The sequence below is a fragment of the Peteryoungia wuzhouensis genome (genome assembly GCF_003205195.1).
GTDB lineage: Bacteria > Pseudomonadota > Alphaproteobacteria > Rhizobiales > Rhizobiaceae > Allorhizobium > Allorhizobium wuzhouense.
In genome coordinates, this window is record NZ_QJRY01000003.1 from 387,492 (window position 1) to 411,043 (window position 23,552).

Genomic DNA, 23,552 nt, shown 5'->3' on the forward strand with positions numbered 1-23,552 from the left:
TATGGATGGCTTCAGATCTTTTTCGTCTGAATCACCGATCTCCAGATCGGTATCGAAGTCGCGCATATGCTCCGTCAACAACAGCTTTCGACCGCTGGCTGATCAGTATTTCAATTCGCCGCATAGCGGTATTCGAGCGATCGTCGTTTCTGTAATTCCTTGAAAAACCTGCGACACCCCCCTGAGATCCTCGCCGCTCAAGCAAAGAATATGGCGATCGGCGACACTGCCATAAGCAATCCCAAGAACGCAGTGTCACTTTCATGCGCCTTGATCGCATAGAGGCTAAACAGCAAGGAGGGGATAGCAGGAACGGGAACGAGTATAAGGAACGGCCAAGCCCCTTCGTAGACAATGAGCCACCAGAACATCAAGGCAGTCGCAGCACCCATAACGATGGACATAATGCTGCTAAAGGTCCAATTTTCCGATCGCATCATTTCTCGCTTTGGCTCCAGACTCAATTGATCCACTATGTTACGATAGCTGCGCTTTAGCACGTTGCCGCGAAGTCTATCGTAAGCTTGTCGTAGCGCGGCGCGACACGCCTCCAGTCCTTGAGACGGCAGAATGTCCGCTCGGTGATCTTTCGTCGTCTGTAGGCGACCGGGTCGAACGCTCTGATCCGCTTTCGGGTTGGATTGTCGGGAATGACGGGTTCCGTGCCGCGTGTTGTCAGAAAGTTGCGCAAGGCGTCGCTGTCGTAAGCCGTATCTGCGGAGCAGAGACGTGTTGGAGGCAAGGGCCCAATGAGCGGGATGACAACGGGTGCATCACCACGTTGCCCAGGCGTTATTCGCAACGCGACTGGACGGTCGCAACCATCGACAACAGCATGGATTTTTGTCGGTCTGTCGCCTCTCGCGCGACCGATTGCTTCGGCATCTGCCCCCCTTTTCCACCGGCGGCAGGCCTGTTTATTGCCGATGATGTATCGGCTTTGCTAAAGGACGGGAATATCCAGAAAGCCCTTATCGACGCGCTGTGGTAGCTTAAGCAAGCCGCCATCTATTCATCAAGCGGTAATTGCAGTTCGATGGTCAGGCCAGGCTTGTCCTGATCTACAATTAGCGCCTCGCCCCCATGGGCTCTGGCAATCCCTCGCACGATCGGCAGCCCCAGACCGGATCCGCCGCTTGCGCGCGCGGGACTCATCTGCCCGCCAAAAGCGCTCAAAGGCACGCTCCCTATGCGCCGCATCAATGCCCGGACCGTTGTCGCGGCATCGCACATAGGCAAATCCATCCTTGACACCCGTTTCAACCAGCACATCGCTGTTGGGAGCATAGCGACGGCAATTGTCGAGCAGGGCCAGAATGGCCTGGCGGATCCGGGTGGGATCGACCAGGGCCGGAGAAGGATCCAATCTGTGCTCGACAAATATTCCAGCTTGTTCGAGATCGCTTCCGATCGAAACGAGCACCGACATGGCTTCAATCGACAAATCGACACGTGAAAGCGCAAGCTCCAGCTTGCCGACATTGGCCAAGGCCAGAGTGCGAAGCTCCTCCACGATGGCCGAGAGATCATCCACATGGGCGATCAGCCTCCCGTAAAGCTCGGGGCTCGGCTGAAAGGCTCCATCCAGCAACCCTTGCAGGCGCCCGCGCAGGATGGTGAGCGGTGTGCGCAATTCGTGAGCGATCGAAGAGTTCGAGTATTTGATCTCGGCTTCCGCCTTCTGCAAGCGCTCGGCCATGGAGTTGAAGTCCTCCATCAAGCTCTTCGCTTCCCCGAAAGGCGTCGCGGCAATCTCGGCCCGCGCGGAAAAATCGCCTTCCGTAATCGCTCGCGCTGCAGTCGCCACGGACTTCAACGGTTCCACGATTTTTTGGGCCAGTCTCCACGCAACCAAGACGGCAGATAGAAGCCCCGTCGACAGGATCGTGGCGAGCACCATCGTGTCGCTCAACTGCCATTTTTCGTCGTATGCGGCTTCGGGGAACAGCCAGTCGTAAATGACGAAATAATAGGCCATCAGCCCGAAGTACATCACAGCGAACGCGACGAGCGTGATGCCAGTCATGGCACGGATGATATGGGTGTTGAGATTGCTAGCCATTCAGATCGCTCAACTTGTAGCCGACGCCGCGGACCCCGCTCAAAAGACGATCCGCACCAGCGGCGGTCAGCTTGCGGCGCAGATTGCTGACATGGCTGTCAACCGTTCGGTCCAGCGCCTCCCCTTCCGGCAGGCAGGCATCGACGAGCTCCGAGCGCTCGAACACCCTGTTGGGAAACGCCGCCATATGGGCAAGAAGGCGAAATTCGGTCCGAGTGAGCTCCAGTGCGACAAGACCGGACGGCCCGTCGACCAGTGCAGTGTAAGCCTCCGCATCCACCGCGAGCGGCCCAACACGCAATATCTGCCGATTGCTCTTGCCGTTCGCACGCCGCAGAACGGCTTTGGCCCGGGCAACCACCTCCAAGGGGTTGAAAGGCTTGACGACGTAGTCATCCGCACCAAGCCGCAGGGCCTGCAGCTTGTCGAGGTCTTCCGCCAAGGCGGTCACCATGATCACCGGCGTCTCTCCCCGACGTCGAACGGCTGCGAGGACCTCATAGCCGTCCTGACCCGGCAGTTTCACATCGAGAACGATCAGATCCGGCTTGAGGCGGATGTGGTGGGAAAGACCAATCGCGCCGTTGCCAGCGCTGATGGTTCGGAAGCCTTCGCGCACGAAATAGGTCTCGAGGATCTCCGCAATCTCCGGTTCGTCCTCGATGATGAGAATAAGTGCATTGTCCATAGGCGCTTCCAAGTAATGGGCAGTTCTTGATCCCAAGAAGCAGTCTCCGGCAACAAACGTCAACTGCTGGCGGCTCTGCTCCATCAAATCTGCACATAAGCTGCGCGAAACCTGAATTGCCGCAGGAAACATGGCCTCACGAAAGGCCCTGACATGTCCGATAGATGCTCATTGATACTCTCCGTCCTCATTCTGATCTCAGCCATGACCTTCGTCCGTTCGATTGTCGAGTTGCCGACCAACAGCCGCTTGGCGATCTCGGTCCAGGCATGGTCCGGAAACTGAAGCAGACCGAGCGAACAACAGCGGTGACCTGAAATGATGTCGTTTTCCATGAGGCGAAGTGCGGTGATTGTGAGTGTTTCGCTCCTCGCCCTGGGCGGTGGCGCCCTGTCGCTGGACCGCCTGATGGCGGGCTCCGACCTTGAGCCGGAGTTCACGCAGCCGGTAGCTCTCGGAACGATTGAGGAGACAGTCCTTGCCAATGGCGTGCTGGAACCGGCGCGCATGGTCAATGTCGGTTCGCAGGTTTCAGGCCAGCTGAAGATCCTGCATGTTCAACTGGGCCAATCCGTTCGGCAGGGCGATATCATCGCCGAGATCGATAGCACCGCTCAATCCAACGCCTTGCGCAGCGCACGGGCGGCACTCGCCAATGTGCGCGCCCAGAGGGCGGGACGATTGGTGCAGTTGCAGCAGGCACGGCAAGCCTATCAACGTCAGCGCATTCTGATCAATCGAAGCGTCACCTCCACCGCCAATCTGGAGACGGCCGACGCCGCCTTCAAGGCGCTGGAAGCCGAGGTCGAGGCGCTTGAGGCGCAAATTGTCCAGGCCACCGTCGAGGTGGAAAACGCCGAGTCCAATCTTGGCTATACAAGGGTTCAGGCACCGATGGATGGCGTGGTCGTGGCCGTTGTCGCAAAACCTGGCCAGACCCTGAATGCCGTTCAAGCCGTACCCACGATCGTGGTTCTGGCGCAGCTCGATGTCATGCGCGTCAAGGTGCAGATCTCGGAGGCCGATATTGGCCGGGTGCATCAGGGCCAGGATCTGCGCTTTACCATCATGGGCAGCCCCGACAAGCCAATCCCCGCAAAACTTGAGCAGATCGAGCCCGCGCCATCCACGCTGGCGACAGACAGCAGTTCACAGGCGGGTATCACTGGCCAGCCGGCATCACAGGCTGTTTATTACAACGGGCTCTTTACGACCCCGAATACCGACGGACGTCTGCGCCCCTCCATGACGGCTGCTGTGACCATTTCTTCCGGCAAGGCCACGGATGTTCCGTTGATGCCCTGGGCAGCCTTGACCAACCGCGAAGCGGACGGCCGCTACCGGGTCAAGGTGCGCTCGTCAGAAGGCGTAATCTCCGAACGTCACGTGCGGATCGGTCTGACAGACCGCATCCATGCTCAGGTGCTCGAAGGCATCTCAGCCGGTGAGCATGTCGTCCTGCCTGCCGATGGAGAACTATCCTCTTCGGCCGATCTGGTGTCGATGTGAGTGCGCTTCTGGAACTCTCCGGCGTCACCCGTTCCTATAGAAACGGTGACGAGACCGTGACGGCCCTGGCCGGCATCGACCTGATCATTGAGGCGGGGGAACTCGTCGCCATCGTTGGCACCAGCGGCTCCGGCAAATCGACTTTGATGAACATTCTCGGATGTCTCGATCAGCCGAGCAGCGGTGATTACCGTATCGGCGGGCGAAGCGTGTCCGGCCTTTCGGCCAATGAACTTGCCTCCATGCGCCGTGAGAATTTCGGATTCATCTTTCAGCGTTATCACCTGCTGCCCTCGATGACGGCAGCGGATAACGTTGCAATGCCTGCCGTCTATGCCGGCACCGATGGAGCAACACGTGCAGCCCGGGCCGGGCAACTGTTGCAGCGACTCGGTCTCGGCGAAAGGGTTGGCCACCGCCCCGGCCAGCTGTCCGGTGGCCAGCAGCAGCGGGTATCCATTGCACGTGCCCTGATGAATGGCGGGCGCATCATTCTGGCCGACGAGCCCACCGGCGCGCTGGATAGCGCCAGCGGTGAAACCGTTCTGGAGGTCCTGCGGGAGCTTCACACGGAAGGTCACACGGTCATCATCGTCACGCATGACATGCAGGTTGCCGAAAAGGCCGACCGCATTATCGAGATCCGTGACGGGCGGGTGCTGGCTGACAGGCGCGTGCGCGAAACGGTGCGCGAGACGCCTCTTCCCGATATCGCCACAAGCGAAACACCATCCTGGTTCAGCGGACTTGTCGCAAGGTTTTCGGATGCATTTCCGATGGCGCTGCGTTCCATGGCGGCCCAGCGAACCCGCACATTCTTGACCATGTTCGGCATTGTGATCGGCATTGCGGCCGTGGTCGCTGTTGTCGGCATGGGCGAAGGATCACGCCGCCGGGTTCTTGCACAGATCAGCGAACTTGGCGCCAGCACGCTGACGATTTTCCCCGGCCGTGGCTGGACCGATGAAAAGGCTGGAAGCATTACCTCGCTGGTTCTGTCCGATGCGTCTGTCCTGTCGGCCCAGCCTTATGTGGCCGGCGTGACACCGCTGGTGACGACTACTGCGCGGGCGCGCTCGGACCAGACCTCCCTCAACGCCACGATCAATGGGGTGGGCGCGGAGTATTTCGCCATCAACGGCATCAGGTTCGTCTCCGGCCACAATTTTCCGCAAGACAGCATGGAGCGCCGCGGACAATACGCCATCCTCGACGATCGCACCGCATCGGCCCTCTTTCCGCGCGGAGATGCGCCCATTGGCAAGATCGTCATGCTGGACCGCATGCCGGTCACCGTCACCGGCATTGTCGCACGGCCACGCAGTGCGGCCGCAGACAAGAGCCTGCAGGTCTACATTCCGCACACCAGCGCGGCGGGACGATTGCTTGCAGCCTCCACCAGCCTTGCTGCCTTGAGCGTTCGTGTTGCGGAGGGGCGCGACACCGCCGTTGCCGAACGGGCCATCGTTTCGCTGCTGGAGCGGCGACACGGAACCAAGGATTTCTTTGTCTTCAACAGCGACCAGATGCGCCGCACCATGGAAAGCGCATCCCAGACGCTTGCTGTCCTCATCTCGTCCGTGGCCGTCATCTCGCTCGTCGTCGGTGGGGTCGGGGTCATGAACATCATGTTGGTTTCGGTGACGGAGCGCACCAAGGAAATCGGCCTGCGCATGGCCGTCGGCGCCCGTCGGCTGGATATCATGCTGCAGTTCCTGATTGAGGCCATCGTAATCTGCGTCGCCGGCTCGCTGGTGGGTGTGGGCCTCGCCCTTGCGCTGGCCGCACTGTTGGGCGGGGCAGAGGGTGAAATGCCGATGGTGATATCGGTCCACGCCATTCTTGGTGCCTGCGCTTCGGCTTTCCTGATTGGCCTTTTGTTTGGGTTTCTTCCGGCACGGGGCGCATCCCGCCTCGATCCCGTTGATGCCTTGTCTAGAGAGTGAGAGCATGATGCTGCGTCCCGTCCACACATTGCGCCGACGCCTTTGTGTTCTGAGTATCCCATTTATTCTCTCCGCCTGCAGCGTGGCAGATCTTGAGCCAACAGCCGTGCCACCCCAACTGCCGGCAACCTACAGGCTCGCCAATGCTCCTGCGCCAAGCGTTGCAGCGACGGGTGAAAACTGGTGGCATCCCTTCCATGATCCGGTGCTGGATGGCCTTCTCTCCCGGACGGCAGAGCGCAATCTCACGGTCGCACAGGCGCGACAGCGCCTGGTGGCTGCACGAGCCCTCGCCCATTCGGAAATTGCCAGTTATTCGCCCAACCTCGGCGTGACCGGGCTTGCCCAGGGAGCAACGGGCAAGTCCAATGACAAAGATCTGACCCGACGCCCGCTACAGTTCAATCTGGAACTGGGGTGGGAAGTGGCTCTCTTCGGCGAGGACAAACTGAAGCAAAAGGCTGCGGATCTGAGTGCCGCAATGGTGGCGGAAGACCTGAACGCCGCCCGCCTGGCCGTCGCGACCGAGACGGCATCCACCTATGTGAAGCTTCGCTCCCTCCAGAAGCGGGCAGACATAGCCAGGGGCACAATCACGCTTCTGTCCCGCAGCCAGAGGCTGGCGACCAATCGGGCTCAAAATGGCCTTGATACGCGGCTTCAAGCAGATGCCGCAGCCGGGCGCCTTAATGCAGCAAAGCTGGAAGCCGCAAGACTGGAAACTGCCATTGGCGATGCAATGCAGCAGATTGCCACCTTGCAGGGCAGCGCCACCTACGATGCCTCACTGGTACCCGCACATCCGCAACCGCGGGCACCCATCTTCCAGACCAGCAGCCAGCCGGCAGACCTTCTTCGCCGACGCCCGGATGTACGGCGCGCCGAGATGACGGTGTTGCAGGCCGGCGCGGAACTGGGGCTGGCACAGGCCGATCTTTATCCAAAGCTGCATCTTTCGGGTATGATCGGCATTGGTACCCCCGTTAACGGCAATCTCTTCGGATTGATGGGTGGGCCTTCGCTGCAACTGCCTGTTCTCGACCAGGGAAAACGGCGCGATCTCATCGTGGCCCGAAAGGCGATGCTGGAGGAGGCAACGGCTGCCTATCGCCAGAGCGTGCTTGTTGCCTATGAAGAAGCATCCACCGCCATTCGCGCCTTGCAGATTGCAAGACAGAATGTCGCCCGGCAGGAGGGCATTGTCTCGTCCGCCCGGCGTGCCAGCAAGGCGGCAGGCCTTCTGCAGCGCGAGGGCTTGGCCGATGCATCAGGCTCAGTGAGCGAAAGCCTGTCTGTTCTGGAGGCCGAGAACCAACTGTCCCAGGCGATCGAGGAAGAGGCGCTGGCGCAGATTGCCGTGGTCAAGGTCATGGCAGGCACAGCATCTCCAGTTGCTGCTCCTGCCGCCAGGACCGGGGGTTAACCGTGGCCATCTCCATTGCACGCAAAACCCTGCTGCACGAATGGCGCCGCTTCCTGCCGGCTTCGATCGCGATTGCCTTTTCCGGTGTCTTGATGACGGCACAAGGCGCATTGTTGCTCGGGATCGTGAGTGCGAATGCGCTCTATGTCACTCAATCCAACGCAGCCTACTGGGTGGGTTTTCCCGGCACGCAAAGCGTGGACCTTGGCCGGACCGTTAAGGCGGATGCCGTCACGGATCTCTATGCGGAAGCCAATATCTCCCATGTCGAGCCGTTCCTGCTGGGCTCGGGCGACTGGCGCGGCGGCCGTGGTGGCGGCGTCAGCGTGACGATCGTGGGAGTCGATACCGCTGCCGATGGAACCGCCCTTGTAAAGGTATTGCCGCCGGAAATGCGCAACAGACTGACGGAACCGGGCACGGCCGCGATCGACCGTGCGGACAGTTCCAAACTCTCCGCCCGGCTGAACGATGTGGTCGAAGTGAACGGAAAAGCCGTGCACGTCATCGGCTTCATCGACGGTCTGCGTGGCCTCGGCGGCGTCAATCTCGTGACGTCACTGGAGACAGCACGGGCACTGGATTCAGCCTTGCCTGCCGCTGGATCCGCCACCTACTTTCTCTATGACCTCAAGCCGGGCACCAATGCCGCAGATATTCTGCAAGACCTTGGCAACCGCTCCGGCATTCCGCGTTACGAAGTGTGGCCTGCCGACGAACTGGCCAATATCTCCACCATGTACATGCTGCTGGATTCTGGCGCCGGGATTGCATTCGTCTTCGCCACGCTGATTTCCATGTTGATCGGTGCGGTCATCACCAGCCAGACGCTGATGGCAGCCGTTGCCGGAACCATTCCGCAATACGCAACGCTTCGCGCACTTGGTGTTCCCTTCCACAGTCTGCGCCGGATCGTGATCGAGCAGGCGGGCTGGGTTGGCATATCCGGCCTGAGCCTCAGCCTTGTTATCAGCCTGCTATTGGCCGGTGCCGCCGCCTTCTATCGTGTGCCCTTCGAATTGCGAGGGAGCGTGATCGCCGGTGCCTCGCTTGTGGTGCTTCTGGTGGCGCTTGTCGCATGTCTGCTTGCGGTTCACCGTCTGCGTGAGGCAGACCCTGCGACACTTCTGAGGTGATGCCATGCAACGACCCGCCATCCGTGCCGAGGGCGTCGGCAAGTCCTTCACCATACAGAACATCCGCACCCGTGCCCTGATCGACGTGTCGGTGGATATCATCAGAGGTGAATTCACCTTGATGATCGGCCCGTCCGGCTGCGGCAAGAGCACCTTGCTTGCCATTCTGAGCGGCATGACACCGCCAGATCAAGGCGCTGTTTATGCCGGAAAAATCAACCTTGCCGAATTGTCTGATGACCAGCGGGATTTGTTCCGCCTGAAGCATTGCGGCTTCATCTTTCAGGGCTTCAACCTGTTTCCGGGACTGAGCGCCCTGGAGCAGGTCCAGGTGCCGCTGGACTATATGGGTGTGCCCGAGGAGGAAGCACGCGAAAGGGCAAGGTTTGCTCTGGAACACGTAGGCCTCTCTCGCCGTCAGCATTTGCGACCCTCCGAAATGTCCGGCGGCGAAAAGCAGCGCGTTGCGATTGCGCGCGCTGTCGTCAAGCGTCCGGCCATCCTGTTCGCAGACGAGCCGACGAGTGCGCTCGACACTGAAAATGGACAGAACATCGTCGCCATTCTTCGCGAAACCGCCCGGGAAACCGGCACCGCCGTGCTCTGTGTTTCCCATGATTTGCGTCTCCTGAAGTCAGCAGACCGGGTTCTCCAGATGGAGGACGGTCGCCTGCTTCGGGATATGCGCCCCCGCAGCTCCACTGCCCTTACAGGATAATGACACCATGAAATTGCCGCGCAAAAACCGATATTTGGCGCCTCTCCTGGCCGCCGGTATTCTCACGCCCCTGGCCTTGTGGCTGACCTCCGAAGCTCCGAGTGCCGGAGAAGATGTGCCGAAGACCGATGTGGGGCGCCCTCCGATCCTGGCCGCAGCACGTGGCGTGGTCGACGTGGAAGGCGGATTGCTGAAGATCACCGCCCCACGCGACGGGATGGTACGCTCCGTAAAGGTAGCCGAAATGAAACGGGTTCGGGCCGGAGACATCCTGGCGGAACTCGATAGCCAGCAGGAGCAGTTGGCAGCACGGATTTCCGAGGAGGAAGCACTCCAGGCCGAAGCACATTTCAAGCTTCTACAGGTCAAGATGAAGAGCCTGGAAAAACAGGTGCAGCGGATGCAGCGCGCCGCTGTGGGTGAGGCCGTCTCCGATCAGGCTCTCGATGACGTTCTTGCCAGCCGCGACAGCCTCGCGATCGAGCTCAAGGTGGCGGAGTCTGCAGCCGGTGTCGCCCGCAGCCGAAAGGAAATGGCCCAGCATGAGGTCGAACTGCGCACCGTGCGGGCGCCGGCCGATGGCCTGATCATCCGCCAGTTTGCCCGGGTCGGCGAAGTGGTCTCAGCCCAGGCCATGTCGGAACTGTTCACTCTGCTTCCCGATGGCATGAAGATTGTTCGGGCCGAACTGCCTGAGCAGTTTCTGGGCGACGTCCAAGCGGGCGTGCCGGTGGAGGTTGTTGCCGAAGACCGGATGGCACAGGCAGTGCCAGGTTCCCTTGACCGGATATCTCCCGTCCTCATGCAGTCCAGCAATCAAGTCAGCGGCGAACGCAACGATGTGCGCACCGCAACCTCCATCGTGACCATCGACCAGAATGCGCCATTCAGGATCGGCCAGCGGGTTATCGTCAGGGTCTACAAGTAGTTTAACTGGCCTTCTGCATGAATTGCCGTGTCCGGGATATACCGGACACGGCCCAGATGGCGCCTGTCAGGCGGAATGACTTGGCGATGAGAGACACCAAACGCCGAGCATGATCAGCATGCTGCCGCCAATCTCCTCGATTGTGACGGGCTCTCCAAAAAAGAGCCAGGCAGATGCGAGGATAAAGACATAGCTGATGGCCGAGAGCGAAAACGCCTTGGCAAGGTCCAGCTCAGACAGAACACGCATCCAGATGAAGAAACAGACGATTTCGGCAAGGATTGCGGCTGCGAACCATGGTGAGACAAACAACTGCGCCAGCCAGCCGGTCTCACCGGTCTGGGAGATCGCCAAAGCGCTCTGTTTCAACAGGAGTTGCTGCGCTGTGTTGAGGACAGGCACAGCGAGCCAGAAGGCGCTGAGACGGTTCATTGGTCCTGCTTTCCGGCTGGGGGTATCGCGAAAAAGGCTGCCATCTTCATGAGGCAGGCCTGGATGACCGGATTGCGATGCCGAAAGAACATCGAATTTTGCGTGAGACTGCTGCCCAGCCTTATCTTGTTTTCATAATAGGCTTGGCCGCTTTGATAGCGACGATAGCCCTGCTCCAGGCAATAGCGAACATTCTCGAACCAGCTGAGATAGTAGAGATTGTAGGCCCGCCCAGCATCCGCATCCATGCAGAAAAACTTGTCGATCAGCCGCAGCCCGTCCCGAAGGACAAGGTTGAAGGCGAGAACCTCTCCATCCACCCTGTAGACTGTGCAGAAGGAATTGCCCGGCAGACGGGAGAGTATCCCCTCGAAATAGGCGGCCGTCAGTTCTTCGAACTGCCATTCGCTGCGTTCGCGTGTGCTTGCATAGAGTTCCATGAAGCGCTGCAGGAGATCCCCGAGTTCGGTCACCCGTTCGATCTGCACTGTCGAGGCGCTTCGCAACTTGCGCCGCATATCCTTGCGGGTCCCGGCAGACAGGCGCTCCAGATAGGCATCGACAGTTTTGAAGTCGATGTCGAGCCAGGCAGTCGCCATGCCCTCCATGGAAACGAACTGTTCCATCTCCAATGCCTTGGAAAGCGGCGCCGCCATGGGCTGCGGAATGTCCTTCAGCGCGAAGAGGCTGTAGCCCTCTCTTTCAGCCTCCGCCTGAAAACTTCTCAGCAGCTCCACCAAAAGGGCCTTTCGCCAATCCTCGGGTACATCAGGCCGGATACCGATTTGGCCGGTCTCGGTGCATGGGGATCCGATGCAGGCAAGGCGCAACTTGAGAAAACGAGGAAACACAGCGCGGATCCTTTCCACGGCCTGTGTCAGGCGGCCTCGCTCCAGGGTGGTTTCCAGTCCGTAATCACATAGGAAGGCAGGTGCCGCTGCCAGAATGCGCCCGCGATGGCACAGCGTGACGTAGCGCCAGTCGAAACCAACAAGTTTCGCCTTCTCCACGGCCAGCAGGTAGTCATAGCTTTCGACCTCGCCTGGGAAGCAGGCATTCCAATCCTGCCGCGCGATGTCAGAGATCGTCGGCACGATACGGACCTGAAAATTCTGGGGCAGCGGCATGAAAGCCGGGACGATCTCGATATCAGGTTGCATCAGCATGATGGGTCTCGAAGAACTGTGTGGAAAGTGCGGCCACCTCGCGATGTTGCCGGTCCACATGGATCATATGATAGCTGTCATTCAGCCAGTGCAGCATGTTGGGCCCGCCCAGGTGCTCGACGATGTAGCGGGCGTGGTTCGGGCCGCTGAGATCGTCCTGTGTGGAATGCACCACCAGAGTCGGCGTTTTGATATGCGGCAGCCTTTTCTTCAGATATCGGCCCAGGCGGTCCATTTCGATGACGCCGCGTCCGGGAAAGTGGCTGAGCACACCATCGGTCTCCATGGCAGCAATCAGCCTTCGCATCCGGTCGTCCTTGATGCCGAGAGACGGCGTCTCGCTGAAATTCAGTCTGTCGATGAAGGGGATATGCGACAGCCAGCGGATATGAGGAGAAAGCCAGGTATAGTGCTGCGGCACATTCCAGCCGTCATACTGGAAGCAGGGCGAATAGATGGCTGCCGCGCGAATGGGAGAGCCGGCGCTTTCGGCCGCCAGCAGGGAAAGTTTTCCGCCAACGCAGATACCAGCGGCAAAGACGCCATCCATGCGCTGGCCAAGCCAATCTGCTGACTGCTCCACCGTCTCCAGCCAATCGGTCCAGCGGGAACGGCGTAACGCATCGGGGCTTGAACCGTGGCCGGCCAGCAGGGGCGCAAAAACGGCATAACCGCACCGGCGGAACTGCCTGGCAATCAGCCGCATTTCACCCGGCGCCCCGCTCATTCCGTGAACGAGCAGCACGGCCTTGCCTTTCGTTCCCTCCTCGAAGAAGGAGAGACGGTCATCGAATGCGGTCCCCCGCAAGGAGGCAACCGCTTCAGGATGACGCCGGAACTCAGATCGCACCCCAACCGGGATGGCTTCGACCACTGGAGACTGTATCATTTTCCCATAAGCCCGATGCAAAGAACGCCGGCAGTGATCAAAGCGACCCCCACCCGATGTCGAAAAGTCAGTGTTTCCTTGAAGATCAGAGCTCCGGCGATCGCGATCACCATGTAGCTCGATGCCATTAACGGGAAGGCAAGGGACAAAGGCAGGCGCGTCAGCACATATGTCCAGGCAACAAGTTCCGTGCCCCAGAAGACAAAGCCCGCAAATGCCGCAGGGTGCACGAACATGCGCATGCCACCGGTGCCGGAAGCCAGTTTGAAGCAAACCTCGCGTGCGGCTTCTGCAAGAACACAGAACACGACAAGCGCCAGCAAGGGGCCGTTCAATGCACCACTCATCCCATGACCTCCATCAGGACATGCATGAGCGAGAGATTGGTGCTGGCATTGATTGCGGACGCGCGCTTGGGGTCGGGGCCGACCCACGGCTGATCGATCAGGATTTCCCCCCGCTTCAGGGCCTGTGTCACAAGTGATCCCCGATAACGCGGTCGCGAGTAGTCCCCAATAACATCGGCGCCCGCGACCTGATGGCGTCTTCCAACTTCGCGGATGAGGCGCAGCACCGTGGCAAGCCGCAAACGGCCCTGATCCCAATTGGTCGCGGCGTCCTCGGCACAAAGGACATCCTTGTCGATGGTAATGTAGACGGCGTCGGTTGCGATGCGCGACAGCAGACGTTCGATGAACATCTCCTCGGAAAAATCCAGCATCTGCACCCAGTTCAGATGCATGCCCCGCTGCCGGTAGCTGGCACCTTCTCCGTAGTGCTGACGCACCACGCTTGGCGCATGTTCATAGGGAAAGACCTCAAGGCGTCCGGTCGCCAGCAACCCGAGATTGGCGCCCTTGCGTTCGGGCGAACGAAGGTCATCACTGCAGACGCCAAGCGTAATGACCTTGTGAACGTTCCAATGCGTCAGTGCGCTGCCAACCCAGGAGCCGCAATGAATGCCATCTCGGAAATGAACCCAGTCCGGATGATTATCGATATGCACGACCGTGAGGGGCTTGGCGATTGCATCTGCGGCCTCCTGGATCAGAAGCGCACTGACGTGGTGAAAGTCTCCGGACCCCATGAAGCACAGGCGCGGATGCCAAGGGGGGGTGGGGGCACGGCATGCGAGTCTGCGCTTCAGGGAGTCCAGAGGTCCCCTCCTGCTCCACAGGCGAATGGTTTGCCCGAGAACCTTCTCGTTCATTTCACGAGCACCGGACTTCTCGGCGGCGGACCTGAAGTCGGGCTGAAGTTCCAAGGCATCGTCCAGATGGAGTAGGAGAAGATTCAACGATCTATCTCCGTTCCGCGCGGGTCAGGAGCTGATCGAGAAGCTCGATGGCGAGTGCGATTTCCTCATTCGAAATCATAAGGTTGGGTGCGAGCGTGATGACGTTCTTGTGGTAACCGCCAACATCGAGCACGAGGCCGTATTTCTTGCCGTTGACCAGAAGGTCGCCCTTCATGCCTTCGTCCGACATCCAGTCGAGCGTGGCCTTGTCAGGGGTAAAACCGTCTGCCTTGCAGATTTCCATCCGCAGCGCGAGGCCCAGGCCATCCACTTCGCCCACGATCGCGTGACGCTTCTGCAACGTCTTCAGACCATCGAGGAAGAGCGCACCCTTTGCCATCACGCTGGCTCCGAAGTCGGTTTCACCGACCATGGTCAGCGTTTCCAGGGCAACAGCCGTTCCCATCGGGTTGCTGGCGAATGTCGAATGGGTGGAGCCGGGCGGGAAGATCGTCGGGTTGATCATCTCCTCACGAGCCCAGACGCCGGAGAGCGGATTGAGGCCATTGGTGATCGCCTTGCCGAACACCAGCACATCCGGCGAAACGCCGAAGTGTTCGATCGACCACAGCTTGCCGGTCCGGTAGACACCCATCTGGATTTCATCGACCACCAGTAGAATGCCGTGATCGTCCAGCACCTTCTTGATACCCGTGAAGAAGTTCATCGGCGGAATGACATAGCCGCCGGTGCCCTGAATGGGTTCGACATAGAAAGCGGCATATTCGGACTTGCCGGCCTTCGGATCCCAGACACCGTTGTATTCGCTCTCGAACAGGCGCGCGAACTTCTGCACGCAATATTCGCCATACTCTTCCTTCGACATGCCCTTGGGGCCACGGAAGTGGTAGGGAAACTCGATGAACTGCGCGCGATCGCCGAAATGGCCGTAGCGACGGCGATAGCGATAGCTTGATGTGATCGAGCTGGCACCGAGTGTGCGGCCGTGATAGCCGCCTTCGAAGGCGAACATCAGGCTTTTGCCATTGGTGTAGTTACGCACCAGCTTCAGCGAGTCTTCAATGGCCTGCGAACCGCCGACATTGAAGTGCACCCGACCCTTGTGGCCGAATTTCTGCTCGGCATCCTGTGCGATGAGGGCCGCCAGCTCCACCTTTTCCCGGTGTAGATACTGCGAAGCGACCTGCGGCAGGCTATCCAGCTGGCGATGGGCCGCCGCGTTCAGGCGCTCGTTGCGGTAACCGAAATTGACGGCGGAATACCACATCTGAAGGTCGAGAAACGGGGTTTCACTGGCGTCGTACATGAACGAGCCTTCACAGCCGCTGAAGAATTTCGGCGCGTCCGTGTAGTGAACCGTGTCGCCATGCGAGCAATAGGCGATCTCCAGACGGCGCAGTTCGTCCTCCGACAGCGCGCCCGCGGCGTCGGCGATTTTCAGTTGAGGATGCATGTTGAGTGATTTCCTTTTGATTATGCAGTCTTGGCCAGGAGCCGCGGAATCCTTGCGGGCCGGGGCTGGAGAAGAACTTCCATGGCGGTCTGCACCTCACGGAAGGTGGTATAGGGGGTGAAGGGGATCGCGTTCTCGGTGCAGTAGGCCGCAAGCTTCTTCTTGGCGAAAACCCGGTCTGCGATCTGCGACACGCAGAAATCGCTGCGGCCGTCACCGACGTAGAAATGGTGCGCGGTAGGATGGATCAGTGCACATTTGCAAACGCCTGACCCTGCCGCGCATTCCGGTCGCGCAAACGGCGTGTCGAGACGGTATTGAAGCGCGTCCCCATTGGCCACGACGGTCAGGCGATTTGCCTGAACGTGCAGATGACCAAGACCATGGGCGGACAAAACGCGGCGGATGAACCAGTCCACGCCATCGCTAACAATGGTCAGCTTCAAGTTTTCGGACGCGCAGAAGGCAGCGAAGGCGGCGAAATCGGGATCGATTTCGAGGCTGTCCAAGAACGCGTTGAGGTCAGATATCGAAACATCCAGCAGCCCGATTTGGGAGCGCATGCATTCGGCGGAGGTGATGAGCCCTGCCTCCCAATCCTGCTCGAGACGTATCCATTCCTTCGCGGCGAACCGCTCAAGGACCTGATCCGTGACATCATTCAACGAGATCGTCCCGTCGAAGTCGCAGTAGACGTACATATTCTGGCTCCGGAAATCTGGCGCGGCGTAGGATGTTCACCGACGCTTGCGGAGAAGCCCGCTTGCGTCATGGCCATCAGGTGAACCCCTTCTGTCCAGATTTTGTGGAGGAATCGCAGTCTTTGCATGGACGAGGCCTGCCTGACGGCAAAGACAGGCCCCCCTGGTGCAGGAACTACTTGGGAGTGGTTTGATAGGTTCAACCACCGGCGGCGACTGGAGCCCTCGGATAATGCCAGCCAAAGCAAATGACCTGCGTTACGCCATGCTGGACGAACCGGCCATGGCCGCAAAACGTAAACCAAACGGTCTCCGACATAACCGGCGCGATTCACACCCTAAGGGTTCATTATGGCGGAGAGGGTGGGATTCGAACCCACGATACCCTTGCGAGTATGCCGCATTTCGAGTGCGGTGCTTTCGACCACTCAGCCACCTCTCCGGTCACATTGGTCGGCGCACGGTGGCGCGGGCTGTCTCATAGCGGCAACTCACCCCCCACGCAAGAGCGAATGTGACGGTTTTTCCTGCTTTTGTCTTGACACCTTGGGTGCCCTCACGTATGCGACGCTCGACCCAAAGCGTAGGCGAACTGTGCCTTGTGTTCTTCGCGATCCGCGAAGCTTAACCGGCGGGGATTTTTCAGTCCCGCTCCTCCGACTGGCAAAAAGACGGCCCCTCGCAAGAGGAGAGCCGGAACGAACATGAAAGGATAAAAAATGTTCGCAGTCATCAAGACCGGCGGTAAGCAGTACCGCGTAAACGCCAACGACGTGCTGACCATCGAAAAGCTGGAAGCCGAAGCTGGCGCAACCATCGAATTCACCGAGATTCTCGTCGTCGGCGAAGGCGAAACCGCAACCATCGGCGCGCCCTTCGTGGCTGGCGCCAAGGTTACGGCCGAAGTCGTCGAGCAGATGCGCGGCAAGAAGGTCATCGCCTTCAAGAAGCGCCGTCGCCAGAACTCGAAGCGTTCGCGCGGCCATCGTCAGCACCACACCGTGGTGCGTATCACTGACATCGTCGCTGCCTGAAGCGCGTCTAACTACAAGGTTTAAAGGAGAACTCCCATGGCACACAAAAAAGCTGGCGGTTCCTCGCGCAACGGTCGCGATTCCAATTCCAAGCGCCTCGGCGTGAAGAAGTTCGGTGGCGAAGTCGTCATTCCGGGCAACATTATCGTGCGTCAGCGCGGCACCCAGTGGCATCCGGGCGCGAATGTCGGCATGGGCAAGGACCATACCCTCTTTGCACTCACGGCCGGCAATGTGGACTACCGTACGAAGTCGAACGGTCGAGTCTTCGTGTCTGTAATGCCGAAAGCCGAAGCAGCGGAATAAGCCGGTAGCGCTCTAAAACAGCCGGCGTCTCATCGACCCGGCTGACCGCACTAGGTTCAGTTCAGAAAAAGGGGAGATGGGGCGCCATCTCCCCTTTTTTCTTGTCCAACGAAGGAGACTGAACCATGCAAAGTCTGATGTTGAGGGATGACCAATCACGGTCGCCCGGAGAACGGCCAAGGCCCGATCGGCCGAGGAGCGATTGCCCTGTCTTATTGTCGCAAAGGCTCGTCCTGCGCGCACCCCACATCGAAGACATAGACGCCCTTGCCCATCTCGCCAACAACGCCGCAATCGCCACCATGGTGGCCCGCATGCCGCATCCCTACACGGCAAAAGACGCGGCCGACTTCGTGCGACGCACGAATATCGGCGAGATCGGCAAGTGCGTCTATGCCATTACGAAAGCGGACAACGGCGAATTCCTCGGTTGCTGCGCGCTGGAACCCAATCCCGTCGACGACACCATATTGGAACTCGGCTATTGGTTGGGCGAACCCTACTGGAACAAGGGTTATGCGACGGAAGCGGCCCATGCGCTCATCGATATGGCGTTTCGCACCCGTGAATGGGTGTCTCTAATCGACGCGCGCTGCCGGGTAACGAACATAGCTTCGCGCCGCGTCATCCAGAAATCCGGCTTCCAGTTCCAGGGCACCGGCATGGTCGGAAACCTCGCCATGGGCGGGACAGTGCCCGTCGAATGGTACCGGCTCGATCGCAAGACCTGGCTGTCCCTGAAGAGCTGGGGGGAAATGCGATGAGCGCTATGCTGGCAGAAAGACCGACGGTCGCTCCGTCAATGCCTGGCCCCTGCCCGGTCATCGAAACAGCCCGCCTCGTGCTTCGGCCTCACCGGATGCAGGATGCGGATGCGATTGCGAACTCGCTGAGTGACTTCGCCGTTGCCCGCATGCTGACCCGTGTGCCGGTCCCCTACGACCGCGAGGACGGTCGCGACTGGTTGAATATGGTGACATCGGACCTGGCGCCTGACTGGCATTTCGCGCTCACACTCGATGGCGTGCATATCGGTGTGATCTCGCTCGAGCTCCGCCATGGCCTCTGGCACATTGGCTACTGGTTGAACCGCTTCTATTGGGGCCAGGGCATCATGTCCGAGGCGGTCGAGGCAGCACTCGACCGATTTTTCCGACGGATGCCGGGAGCCGAGGTCTTCGGCGGCGCCTTTGCCGACAATGCCGCATCGCTCCGATTGCTGGGGGCCTGCGGCTTCCAGACCATTGGGGTGAGGGACATATTCTCGAAAGCCCGCAATACAATGGGACCGCTGGTCGAATTTCGGCTGTCACAGGCCGACTTCGCCGGACGTGAGAGACGTCCATAGCCGACAATGTTCCGGGCGCCCAGCGCCCGGACTTCATATCTGTGCAAGTTCGACCCAGACAGGAAAATGGTCTGACCCACGCGCGGAGGTATCCACCCGACAGGCCTTCAGACGACTGGCAAGGCCACCACTGACGAAGCAGTAATCGAGATGCATGCGCCGCGCGCCATCTTCGCTGATCCAAGTATATCCGTCCGCCGGACGGGATTTCAGGTGCGCCTGCGCGTCCGTAGGGAAGCCTGCACGAGGCGCTCGCCCATAATAGGCGTCGTTGCGGCCGGCCATGGCGATATATTCCGCCCCTTCGGGCTCCATGTTGAAATCCCCCATGATCAGGAAATCTTGCGGCAGCGGCGGATCGGCAACGGCGAATTCAACCGCGCCCGTCAAGGCTCCGCCCTCGTCGAGATATCTGCAGGCACGATCCTTCAGGAAGGCAATCTGTGCCAACCGCTCGTCAGGCGAGACATGATCGAGATGAACGGAGTAGACGCGCAAAGCACCGCCGGGAGTGTCGATCACGGTCTCCAGCGCACCTCGCTGCAGGTTCAACTTGTTGAAGGTCCGGTTGCGCGGCAAAAGCAGATTGCGACTGGTGCGGATCGGATAACGCGACAACACCATGTTACCAAACTCGAAGCGCCGCTCGCGCAGGCGTCCATCCACAATGGCATGGTCAACGAGCACGTCACAGGCCGGACCGAAGGCAACAAAATGGGTCGGAAACAGCGCAGAAAAGGTCTCGACGAGATCCGCGTAATCGTTCCTGCTATAACCGCGGGTGACTTCCTGCAGCGCAATCACGTCCGCGTCGCGGATGCTGTCGGCAATGCGATCGGGGTCGAATCGCCCGTCCTGGCCGAAGCCGTACTGGATGTTGTAGCTCACGAACTTCACGATACTCTTTGACCTCCGCTCAAAGCGGCTATATCGATGGCCGCAACTCTCCATACAGACCCTGACAGAAGAATTGACGGCAACAAGATGAAATTTCTCGACGAGGCTAAGGTATACATTCGCTCGGGCGACGGTGGCGCCGGTGCTGTGTCGTTTCGGCGCGAAAAGTTCATCGAATTCGGCGGACCGGATGGCGGCGACGGTGGTCGCGGTGGTGATGTCTGGGTCGAAACGGTCAATGGACTGAACACGCTGATCGACTTCCGCTTCCAGCAGCATTTCAAGGCCAAGACCGGCACCCACGGCATGGGCCGCAACCGCACTGGCGCCAATGGCGACGACGTGACCCTGAAAGTCCCGGTCGGCACCCAGATATTCGAGGAAGACGCGGAAACCCTCATTGTCGATCTGACGGTCGAGGGCCAGCGTTTCCGCATCGCCAAGGGTGGTAATGGCGGTTTCGGCAACGCCCATTTCAAGACAGCGACAAATCAGGCGCCAGACTGGGCGAACCCAGGCCTTGAAGGTGAAGAGAAGACCGTCTGGCTCCGGCTGAAGCTGATCGCAGACGCCGGTCTCGTCGGCCTGCCGAATGCCGGCAAGTCGACCTTCCTCGCTGCCGTCACCCGCGCGCGGCCGAAGATTGCAAACTATCCTTTCACCACGCTCCATCCCAATCTGGGCGTGGCGACAGTGGACGAACGTGAGTTCATTCTGGCCGATATCCCGGGCCTGATCGAAGGCGCCCATGAAGGAGTGGGTATCGGCGACCGCTTCCTCGGCCATGTCGAGCGCACCCGCGTCTTGCTGCACCTCGTCTCCGCACAAGAAGAAAAGGTTGGCCTCGCCTATAAAACGGTTCGCCACGAACTCGATGCCTATGGTGGCGGGCTTGAAGACAAGCCGGAGATTGTCGCCCTGTCACAGATCGACGTGCTTGATGACGCGGAGCTGAAAAAGAAGGCGGACGAACTGAAGAAGGCCTGCGGCCAGACGCCACTGTTGCTGTCGGCGATCACCGGCAAGGGCATGACGGACGCGCTGCGCGCCTTGCGCGATATCATTGTCGCTGCCCAGGGCAATGCACCTCTTCCCGCCAAGCGAGACAAGAATCGGAAGAACCGTGACAGTGAGGGCAACCTCGAAGGGGACCTCGACGGAGAAAGCGAAGACTGATGTCTACCCGGATCCGCTCGCTGTCCCGCGCCAAGCGCGTCGTCATCAAGATTGGGTCTGCCCTGCTCGTGGATCGGGCAACGGGCATCCGCAAGACCTGGCTCGACGCCATCTGTGACGATATCTCTGCCTTGAAGGCGCGCGGCACCGACGTGCTCGTCGTGTCCTCCGGCGCAATCGCACTTGGCCGTTCCGTGCTCTCGATGCCTTCGGGCGCGCTCAAACTCGAGGAAAGTCAGGCATGCGCTGCGGTGGGCCAGATCGCGCTCGCCCGCTACTGGGCGGAAAGCCTTTCGCGCCATCAGATCGTCGCAGGTCAGATTCTGCTCACGCTTGGCGATACCGAAGAACGACGCCGTTATCTCAACGCGCGTGCGACCCTTCAACAGTTGTTGAAGATCGGTGCGGTCCCGATCATCAACGAGAATGACACCGTGGCCACGACGGAAATCCGCTACGGCGACAATGACCGGCTCGCGGCGCGTGTCGCCACCATGGCTGGCGCTGACCTTCTCGTTCTGCTGTCTGATATTGATGGCCTCTACACGGCACCGCCGCATCTCGATCCGGATGCCAAGTTTCTCGAGACCGTTGAAGAAATCACGCCCGCCATCGAAGCCATGGCAGGCGGTGCGGCTTCGGAACTGTCGCGCGGCGGCATGCGAACGAAGATCGATGCCGGCAAGATTGCGACCAGTGCCGGCTGCGCCATGATCATCGCCTCCGGCAAGACGATGAACCCGCTGGCGGGCATAGAGAATGGCGCCCGTCACTCCTGGTTCGCTGCATCACGCACGCCGGTAACGGCGCGCAAGACCTGGATTGCAGGGCAGTTGCAGCCTGCAGGAATGATCACGGTGGACTCAGGGGCAGAAGGCGCGCTGAAATCCGGCAAGAGCCTCTTGCCGGCAGGTGTCAAAGCCGTCGCGGGGAATTTCCATCGGGGGGATACGGTTTCGATCATCGGTTTGGAAGGGCGCGAGATAGCCCGTGGCCTTGCCGGCTATGACGCAGAAGAAGCGCGGCGCATTTGCGGCCGAAAGTCGAACGAAATCGAGAAAATCCTTGGATATGCCGGCCGTGCCGCCATGATTCACCGCGATGATCTCGTCATGACCGACGTCGGCCAGCGCGAAGCCGCTGCCGGGGAGCGAAAGGATGCGGCCCATGCTTGACACAGTCTCCCAGCAGAATTCAGTCGATGCCTTGATGCTGGATATCGGTCGCCGCGCACGTGCGGCTGCAAGACCGCTTGCAACGGCATCGACCGCAGTGAAGAACAAGGCCCTGCTCGCCATGGCCGACGCACTCCTTGTTGCCGAACCGGATATCCTTGCCGCAAATGCAGCCGACCTGAAGAATGCTGCAGAGACCGGTCTTGCCGCCTCCTTCATCGATCGGCTGACGCTGAACTCCGCTCGGGTCGCGGCAATCGCACAGTCTATGCGCGAGATCGCACAGCTTCAGGATCCTGTCGGCACCATCATCGCGGAATGGGATCGCCCGAACGGCCTTCATATCGAGCGCGTTCGGACCCCACTCGGCGTGATCGGGGTGATTTATGAAAGTCGCCCGAATGTGACCGCCGATGCTGGCGCCTTGTGCCTCAAAGCGGGCAATGCGGTTGTCCTGCGCGGTGGATCTGACTCTGCCAACTCTTCGCGCGCCATACATGCATGCCTGGTAGAGGGGCTTCAGGCTGCGGGCCTGCCCGCCGATGCCATCCAGCTCGTACCGACAACGGATCGCGCAGCTGTCGGCGCGCTGCTGTCCGGTCTGGAGGGATCAATCGATGTGATCGTGCCTCGCGGCGGCAAGAGCCTTGTCGCACGCGTCCAAGAGGAAGCGCGGGTGCCGGTCTTCGCGCACCTTGAAGGATTGTGCCACGTCTACGTAGACAGTTCAGCCGACCTTGAGATGGCCAGGAAGATCGTCGTCAATGCCAAGATGCGTCGCACCGGCATCTGCGGCTCAGCGGAAACACTGCTTGTCGACAGCGCCGCAATCGGCACGCATTTGCAGCCACTGATCGAGGCGTTGACTGAGGCGGGATGCGAAGTCCGGGCATCTGCAACCGTGCTGAGGGTAGTGCCAGGCCTGAAGCCTGCTGTCGAAGACGACTGGCGCACCGAATATCTCGACGCCATCATTTCCGTCGCCATCGTCGACGGCATCGGTGGAGCGATCGATCACATAGCGCGCTATTCATCCAACCATACGGAAGCCGTCATTGCCGAGGATCCCGCTGTGGTCGAACGTTTCTTCAACGAAATCGATTCCGCCATCCTGCTGCACAATGCCTCGACGCAGTTTGCCGATGGGGGCGAGTTCGGCATGGGCGCCGAGATCGGAATCGCCACCGGCAAGATGCATGCGCGGGGACCTGTTGGCGTCGAGCAGCTTACATCCTTCAAATACCGTGTTCGCGGCACCGGCCAGGTTCGTCCCTGACGTGGAGGGGACGGCCATTACCCATCGCTAT

Annotated in this window: 23 protein-coding genes, 1 tRNA gene and 1 pseudogene; 13 read left to right on the forward strand and 12 right to left on the reverse strand. The window is 59.9% G+C overall.

Annotated features, from left to right (window positions below; genetic code table 11):
• Positions 1-493: 493 nt before the first annotated feature.
• The 3 genes and pseudogenes from DMY87_RS24630 to DMY87_RS11010 form a co-directional block, all read right to left on the reverse strand.
• Positions 494-931, reverse strand: coding sequence for an IS5 family transposase (locus tag DMY87_RS24630; protein WP_110791335.1), 438 nt, complete (start codon positions 929-931; stop codon positions 494-496).
• A 77-nt stretch (positions 932-1,008) separates the two neighbouring features.
• A pseudogene (locus DMY87_RS11005) lies at positions 1,009-2,062 on the reverse strand (ATP-binding protein).
• On the reverse strand, positions 2,055-2,750 hold the full coding sequence (locus DMY87_RS11010) for a response regulator (RefSeq protein ID WP_110791336.1): 696 nt from the start codon (positions 2,748-2,750) through the stop codon (positions 2,055-2,057). Before DMY87_RS11010 ends, DMY87_RS11005 begins: the two are co-directional and overlap by 8 nt.
• Before the next feature lie 354 nt (positions 2,751-3,104).
• Between DMY87_RS11010 and DMY87_RS11020 the strand changes: the two genes are divergently transcribed.
• The 6 genes from DMY87_RS11020 (at position 3,105) to DMY87_RS11045 (ending at position 10,410) form a co-directional block, all read left to right on the forward strand.
• On the forward strand, positions 3,105-4,259 hold the full coding sequence (locus tag DMY87_RS11020) for an efflux RND transporter periplasmic adaptor subunit (RefSeq protein WP_245408886.1): 1,155 nt from the start codon (positions 3,105-3,107) through the stop codon (positions 4,257-4,259).
• Entirely contained in the window at positions 4,256-6,205 is a 1,950-nt protein-coding gene (locus DMY87_RS11025; protein ID WP_110791339.1) for a MacB family efflux pump subunit, read from the forward strand. Before DMY87_RS11020 ends, DMY87_RS11025 begins: the two co-directional genes overlap by 4 nt.
• A 106-nt stretch (positions 6,206-6,311) precedes the next feature.
• Positions 6,312-7,628 (forward strand): TolC family protein, encoded by a 1,317-nt coding sequence (locus DMY87_RS11030; RefSeq protein ID WP_165826203.1) that lies wholly within the window; start codon positions 6,312-6,314, stop codon positions 7,626-7,628.
• 2 nt (positions 7,629-7,630) lie between these two features.
• Positions 7,631-8,764 carry an FtsX-like permease family protein gene (locus tag DMY87_RS11035; RefSeq protein ID WP_110791341.1) on the forward strand — a complete coding sequence of 378 codons (1,134 nt, stop codon included), beginning with the start codon at positions 7,631-7,633 and terminating at the stop codon, positions 8,762-8,764.
• Between the two features lie 4 nt (positions 8,765-8,768).
• Positions 8,769-9,482 carry an ABC transporter ATP-binding protein gene (locus tag DMY87_RS11040; RefSeq protein ID WP_110791342.1) on the forward strand — a complete coding sequence of 238 codons (714 nt, stop codon included), beginning with the start codon at positions 8,769-8,771 and terminating at the stop codon, positions 9,480-9,482.
• Positions 9,483-9,489: 7 nt separating this feature from the next.
• Positions 9,490-10,410, forward strand: coding sequence for an HlyD family secretion protein (locus DMY87_RS11045; protein WP_110791343.1), 921 nt, complete (start codon positions 9,490-9,492; stop codon positions 10,408-10,410).
• A 66-nt stretch (positions 10,411-10,476) separates the two neighbouring features.
• Here DMY87_RS11045 and DMY87_RS11050 read toward each other — a convergent pair whose 3' ends face one another.
• The 8 genes from DMY87_RS11050 to DMY87_RS11085 all read right to left on the reverse strand — a co-directional run bounded on the left by DMY87_RS11050 (position 10,477) and on the right by DMY87_RS11085 (position 16,751).
• Positions 10,477-10,842: an EamA family transporter gene (locus DMY87_RS11050; protein ID WP_110791344.1), complete on the reverse strand. Its 366-nt coding sequence runs from the start codon at positions 10,840-10,842 to the stop codon at positions 10,477-10,479.
• Positions 10,839-12,008 carry a GNAT family N-acetyltransferase gene (locus tag DMY87_RS11055; protein ID WP_245408888.1) on the reverse strand — a complete coding sequence of 390 codons (1,170 nt, stop codon included), beginning with the start codon at positions 12,006-12,008 and terminating at the stop codon, positions 10,839-10,841. Before DMY87_RS11055 ends, DMY87_RS11050 begins: the two co-directional genes overlap by 4 nt.
• Positions 11,992-12,816, reverse strand: a complete 825-nt coding sequence (locus DMY87_RS11060) for an alpha/beta hydrolase (RefSeq protein WP_245408889.1) — start codon at positions 12,814-12,816, stop codon at positions 11,992-11,994. The genes DMY87_RS11055 and DMY87_RS11060 overlap by 17 nt, the downstream gene beginning before the upstream one ends.
• A gap of 77 nt (positions 12,817-12,893) precedes the next feature.
• On the reverse strand, positions 12,894-13,244 hold the full coding sequence (locus tag DMY87_RS11065; protein WP_110791346.1) for a DMT family transporter: 351 nt from the start codon (positions 13,242-13,244) through the stop codon (positions 12,894-12,896).
• On the reverse strand, positions 13,241-13,984 hold the full coding sequence (locus tag DMY87_RS11070; protein ID WP_342588653.1) for an arginase family protein: 744 nt from the start codon (positions 13,982-13,984) through the stop codon (positions 13,241-13,243). The genes DMY87_RS11065 and DMY87_RS11070 overlap by 4 nt, the downstream gene beginning before the upstream one ends.
• Positions 13,985-14,198: 214 nt before the next feature.
• Positions 14,199-15,608: an aspartate aminotransferase family protein gene (locus DMY87_RS11075; protein ID WP_110791348.1), complete on the reverse strand. Its 1,410-nt coding sequence runs from the start codon at positions 15,606-15,608 to the stop codon at positions 14,199-14,201.
• Positions 15,609-15,628: 20 nt separating this feature from the next.
• On the reverse strand, positions 15,629-16,309 hold the full coding sequence (locus DMY87_RS11080; RefSeq protein ID WP_110791349.1) for an MtnX-like HAD-IB family phosphatase: 681 nt from the start codon (positions 16,307-16,309) through the stop codon (positions 15,629-15,631).
• A gap of 352 nt (positions 16,310-16,661) precedes the next feature.
• Positions 16,662-16,751: transfer RNA gene (locus tag DMY87_RS11085), tRNA-Ser, on the reverse strand.
• Between the two features lie 277 nt (positions 16,752-17,028).
• Here DMY87_RS11085 and rplU point away from each other — a divergent pair.
• The 4 genes from rplU (at position 17,029) to DMY87_RS11105 (ending at position 18,997) form a co-directional block, all read left to right on the forward strand.
• Positions 17,029-17,343, forward strand: a complete 315-nt coding sequence (rplU, locus tag DMY87_RS11090) for a 50S ribosomal protein L21 (RefSeq protein WP_110791350.1) — start codon at positions 17,029-17,031, stop codon at positions 17,341-17,343.
• A gap of 36 nt (positions 17,344-17,379) precedes the next feature.
• A complete protein-coding gene (gene rpmA / locus DMY87_RS11095; protein ID WP_110791351.1) occupies positions 17,380-17,649 on the forward strand; it encodes a 50S ribosomal protein L27 in 270 nt (89 codons plus the stop codon).
• Between the two features lie 125 nt (positions 17,650-17,774).
• The gene (locus DMY87_RS11100) at positions 17,775-18,413 is read left to right on the forward strand and encodes a GNAT family N-acetyltransferase (protein ID WP_110791352.1); all 639 of its coding nucleotides are present in this window, start codon (positions 17,775-17,777) and stop codon (positions 18,411-18,413) included.
• Positions 18,410-18,997, forward strand: coding sequence for a GNAT family N-acetyltransferase (locus tag DMY87_RS11105; protein ID WP_110791353.1), 588 nt, complete (start codon positions 18,410-18,412; stop codon positions 18,995-18,997). Before DMY87_RS11100 ends, DMY87_RS11105 begins: the two co-directional genes overlap by 4 nt.
• A gap of 33 nt (positions 18,998-19,030) precedes the next feature.
• Here DMY87_RS11105 and DMY87_RS11110 read toward each other — a convergent pair whose 3' ends face one another.
• Positions 19,031-19,894 (reverse strand): endonuclease/exonuclease/phosphatase family protein, encoded by an 864-nt coding sequence (locus DMY87_RS11110; protein WP_110791354.1) that lies wholly within the window; start codon positions 19,892-19,894, stop codon positions 19,031-19,033.
• 87 nt (positions 19,895-19,981) lie between these two features.
• Between DMY87_RS11110 and obgE the strand changes: the two genes are divergently transcribed.
• From obgE to DMY87_RS11125, 3 genes are read left to right on the forward strand one after another with little or no spacing between them, the layout of a single operon-like run.
• Positions 19,982-21,070: a GTPase ObgE gene (gene obgE / locus DMY87_RS11115; RefSeq protein ID WP_110791355.1), complete on the forward strand. Its 1,089-nt coding sequence runs from the start codon at positions 19,982-19,984 to the stop codon at positions 21,068-21,070.
• Positions 21,070-22,245, forward strand: coding sequence for a glutamate 5-kinase (gene proB / locus DMY87_RS11120; RefSeq protein ID WP_110791356.1), 1,176 nt, complete (start codon positions 21,070-21,072; stop codon positions 22,243-22,245). The genes obgE and proB overlap by 1 nt, the downstream gene beginning before the upstream one ends.
• Positions 22,238-23,521 (forward strand): glutamate-5-semialdehyde dehydrogenase, encoded by a 1,284-nt coding sequence (locus DMY87_RS11125; protein WP_110791357.1) that lies wholly within the window; start codon positions 22,238-22,240, stop codon positions 23,519-23,521. The genes proB and DMY87_RS11125 overlap by 8 nt, the downstream gene beginning before the upstream one ends.
• The last annotated feature ends 31 nt before the right edge of the window (positions 23,522-23,552 follow it).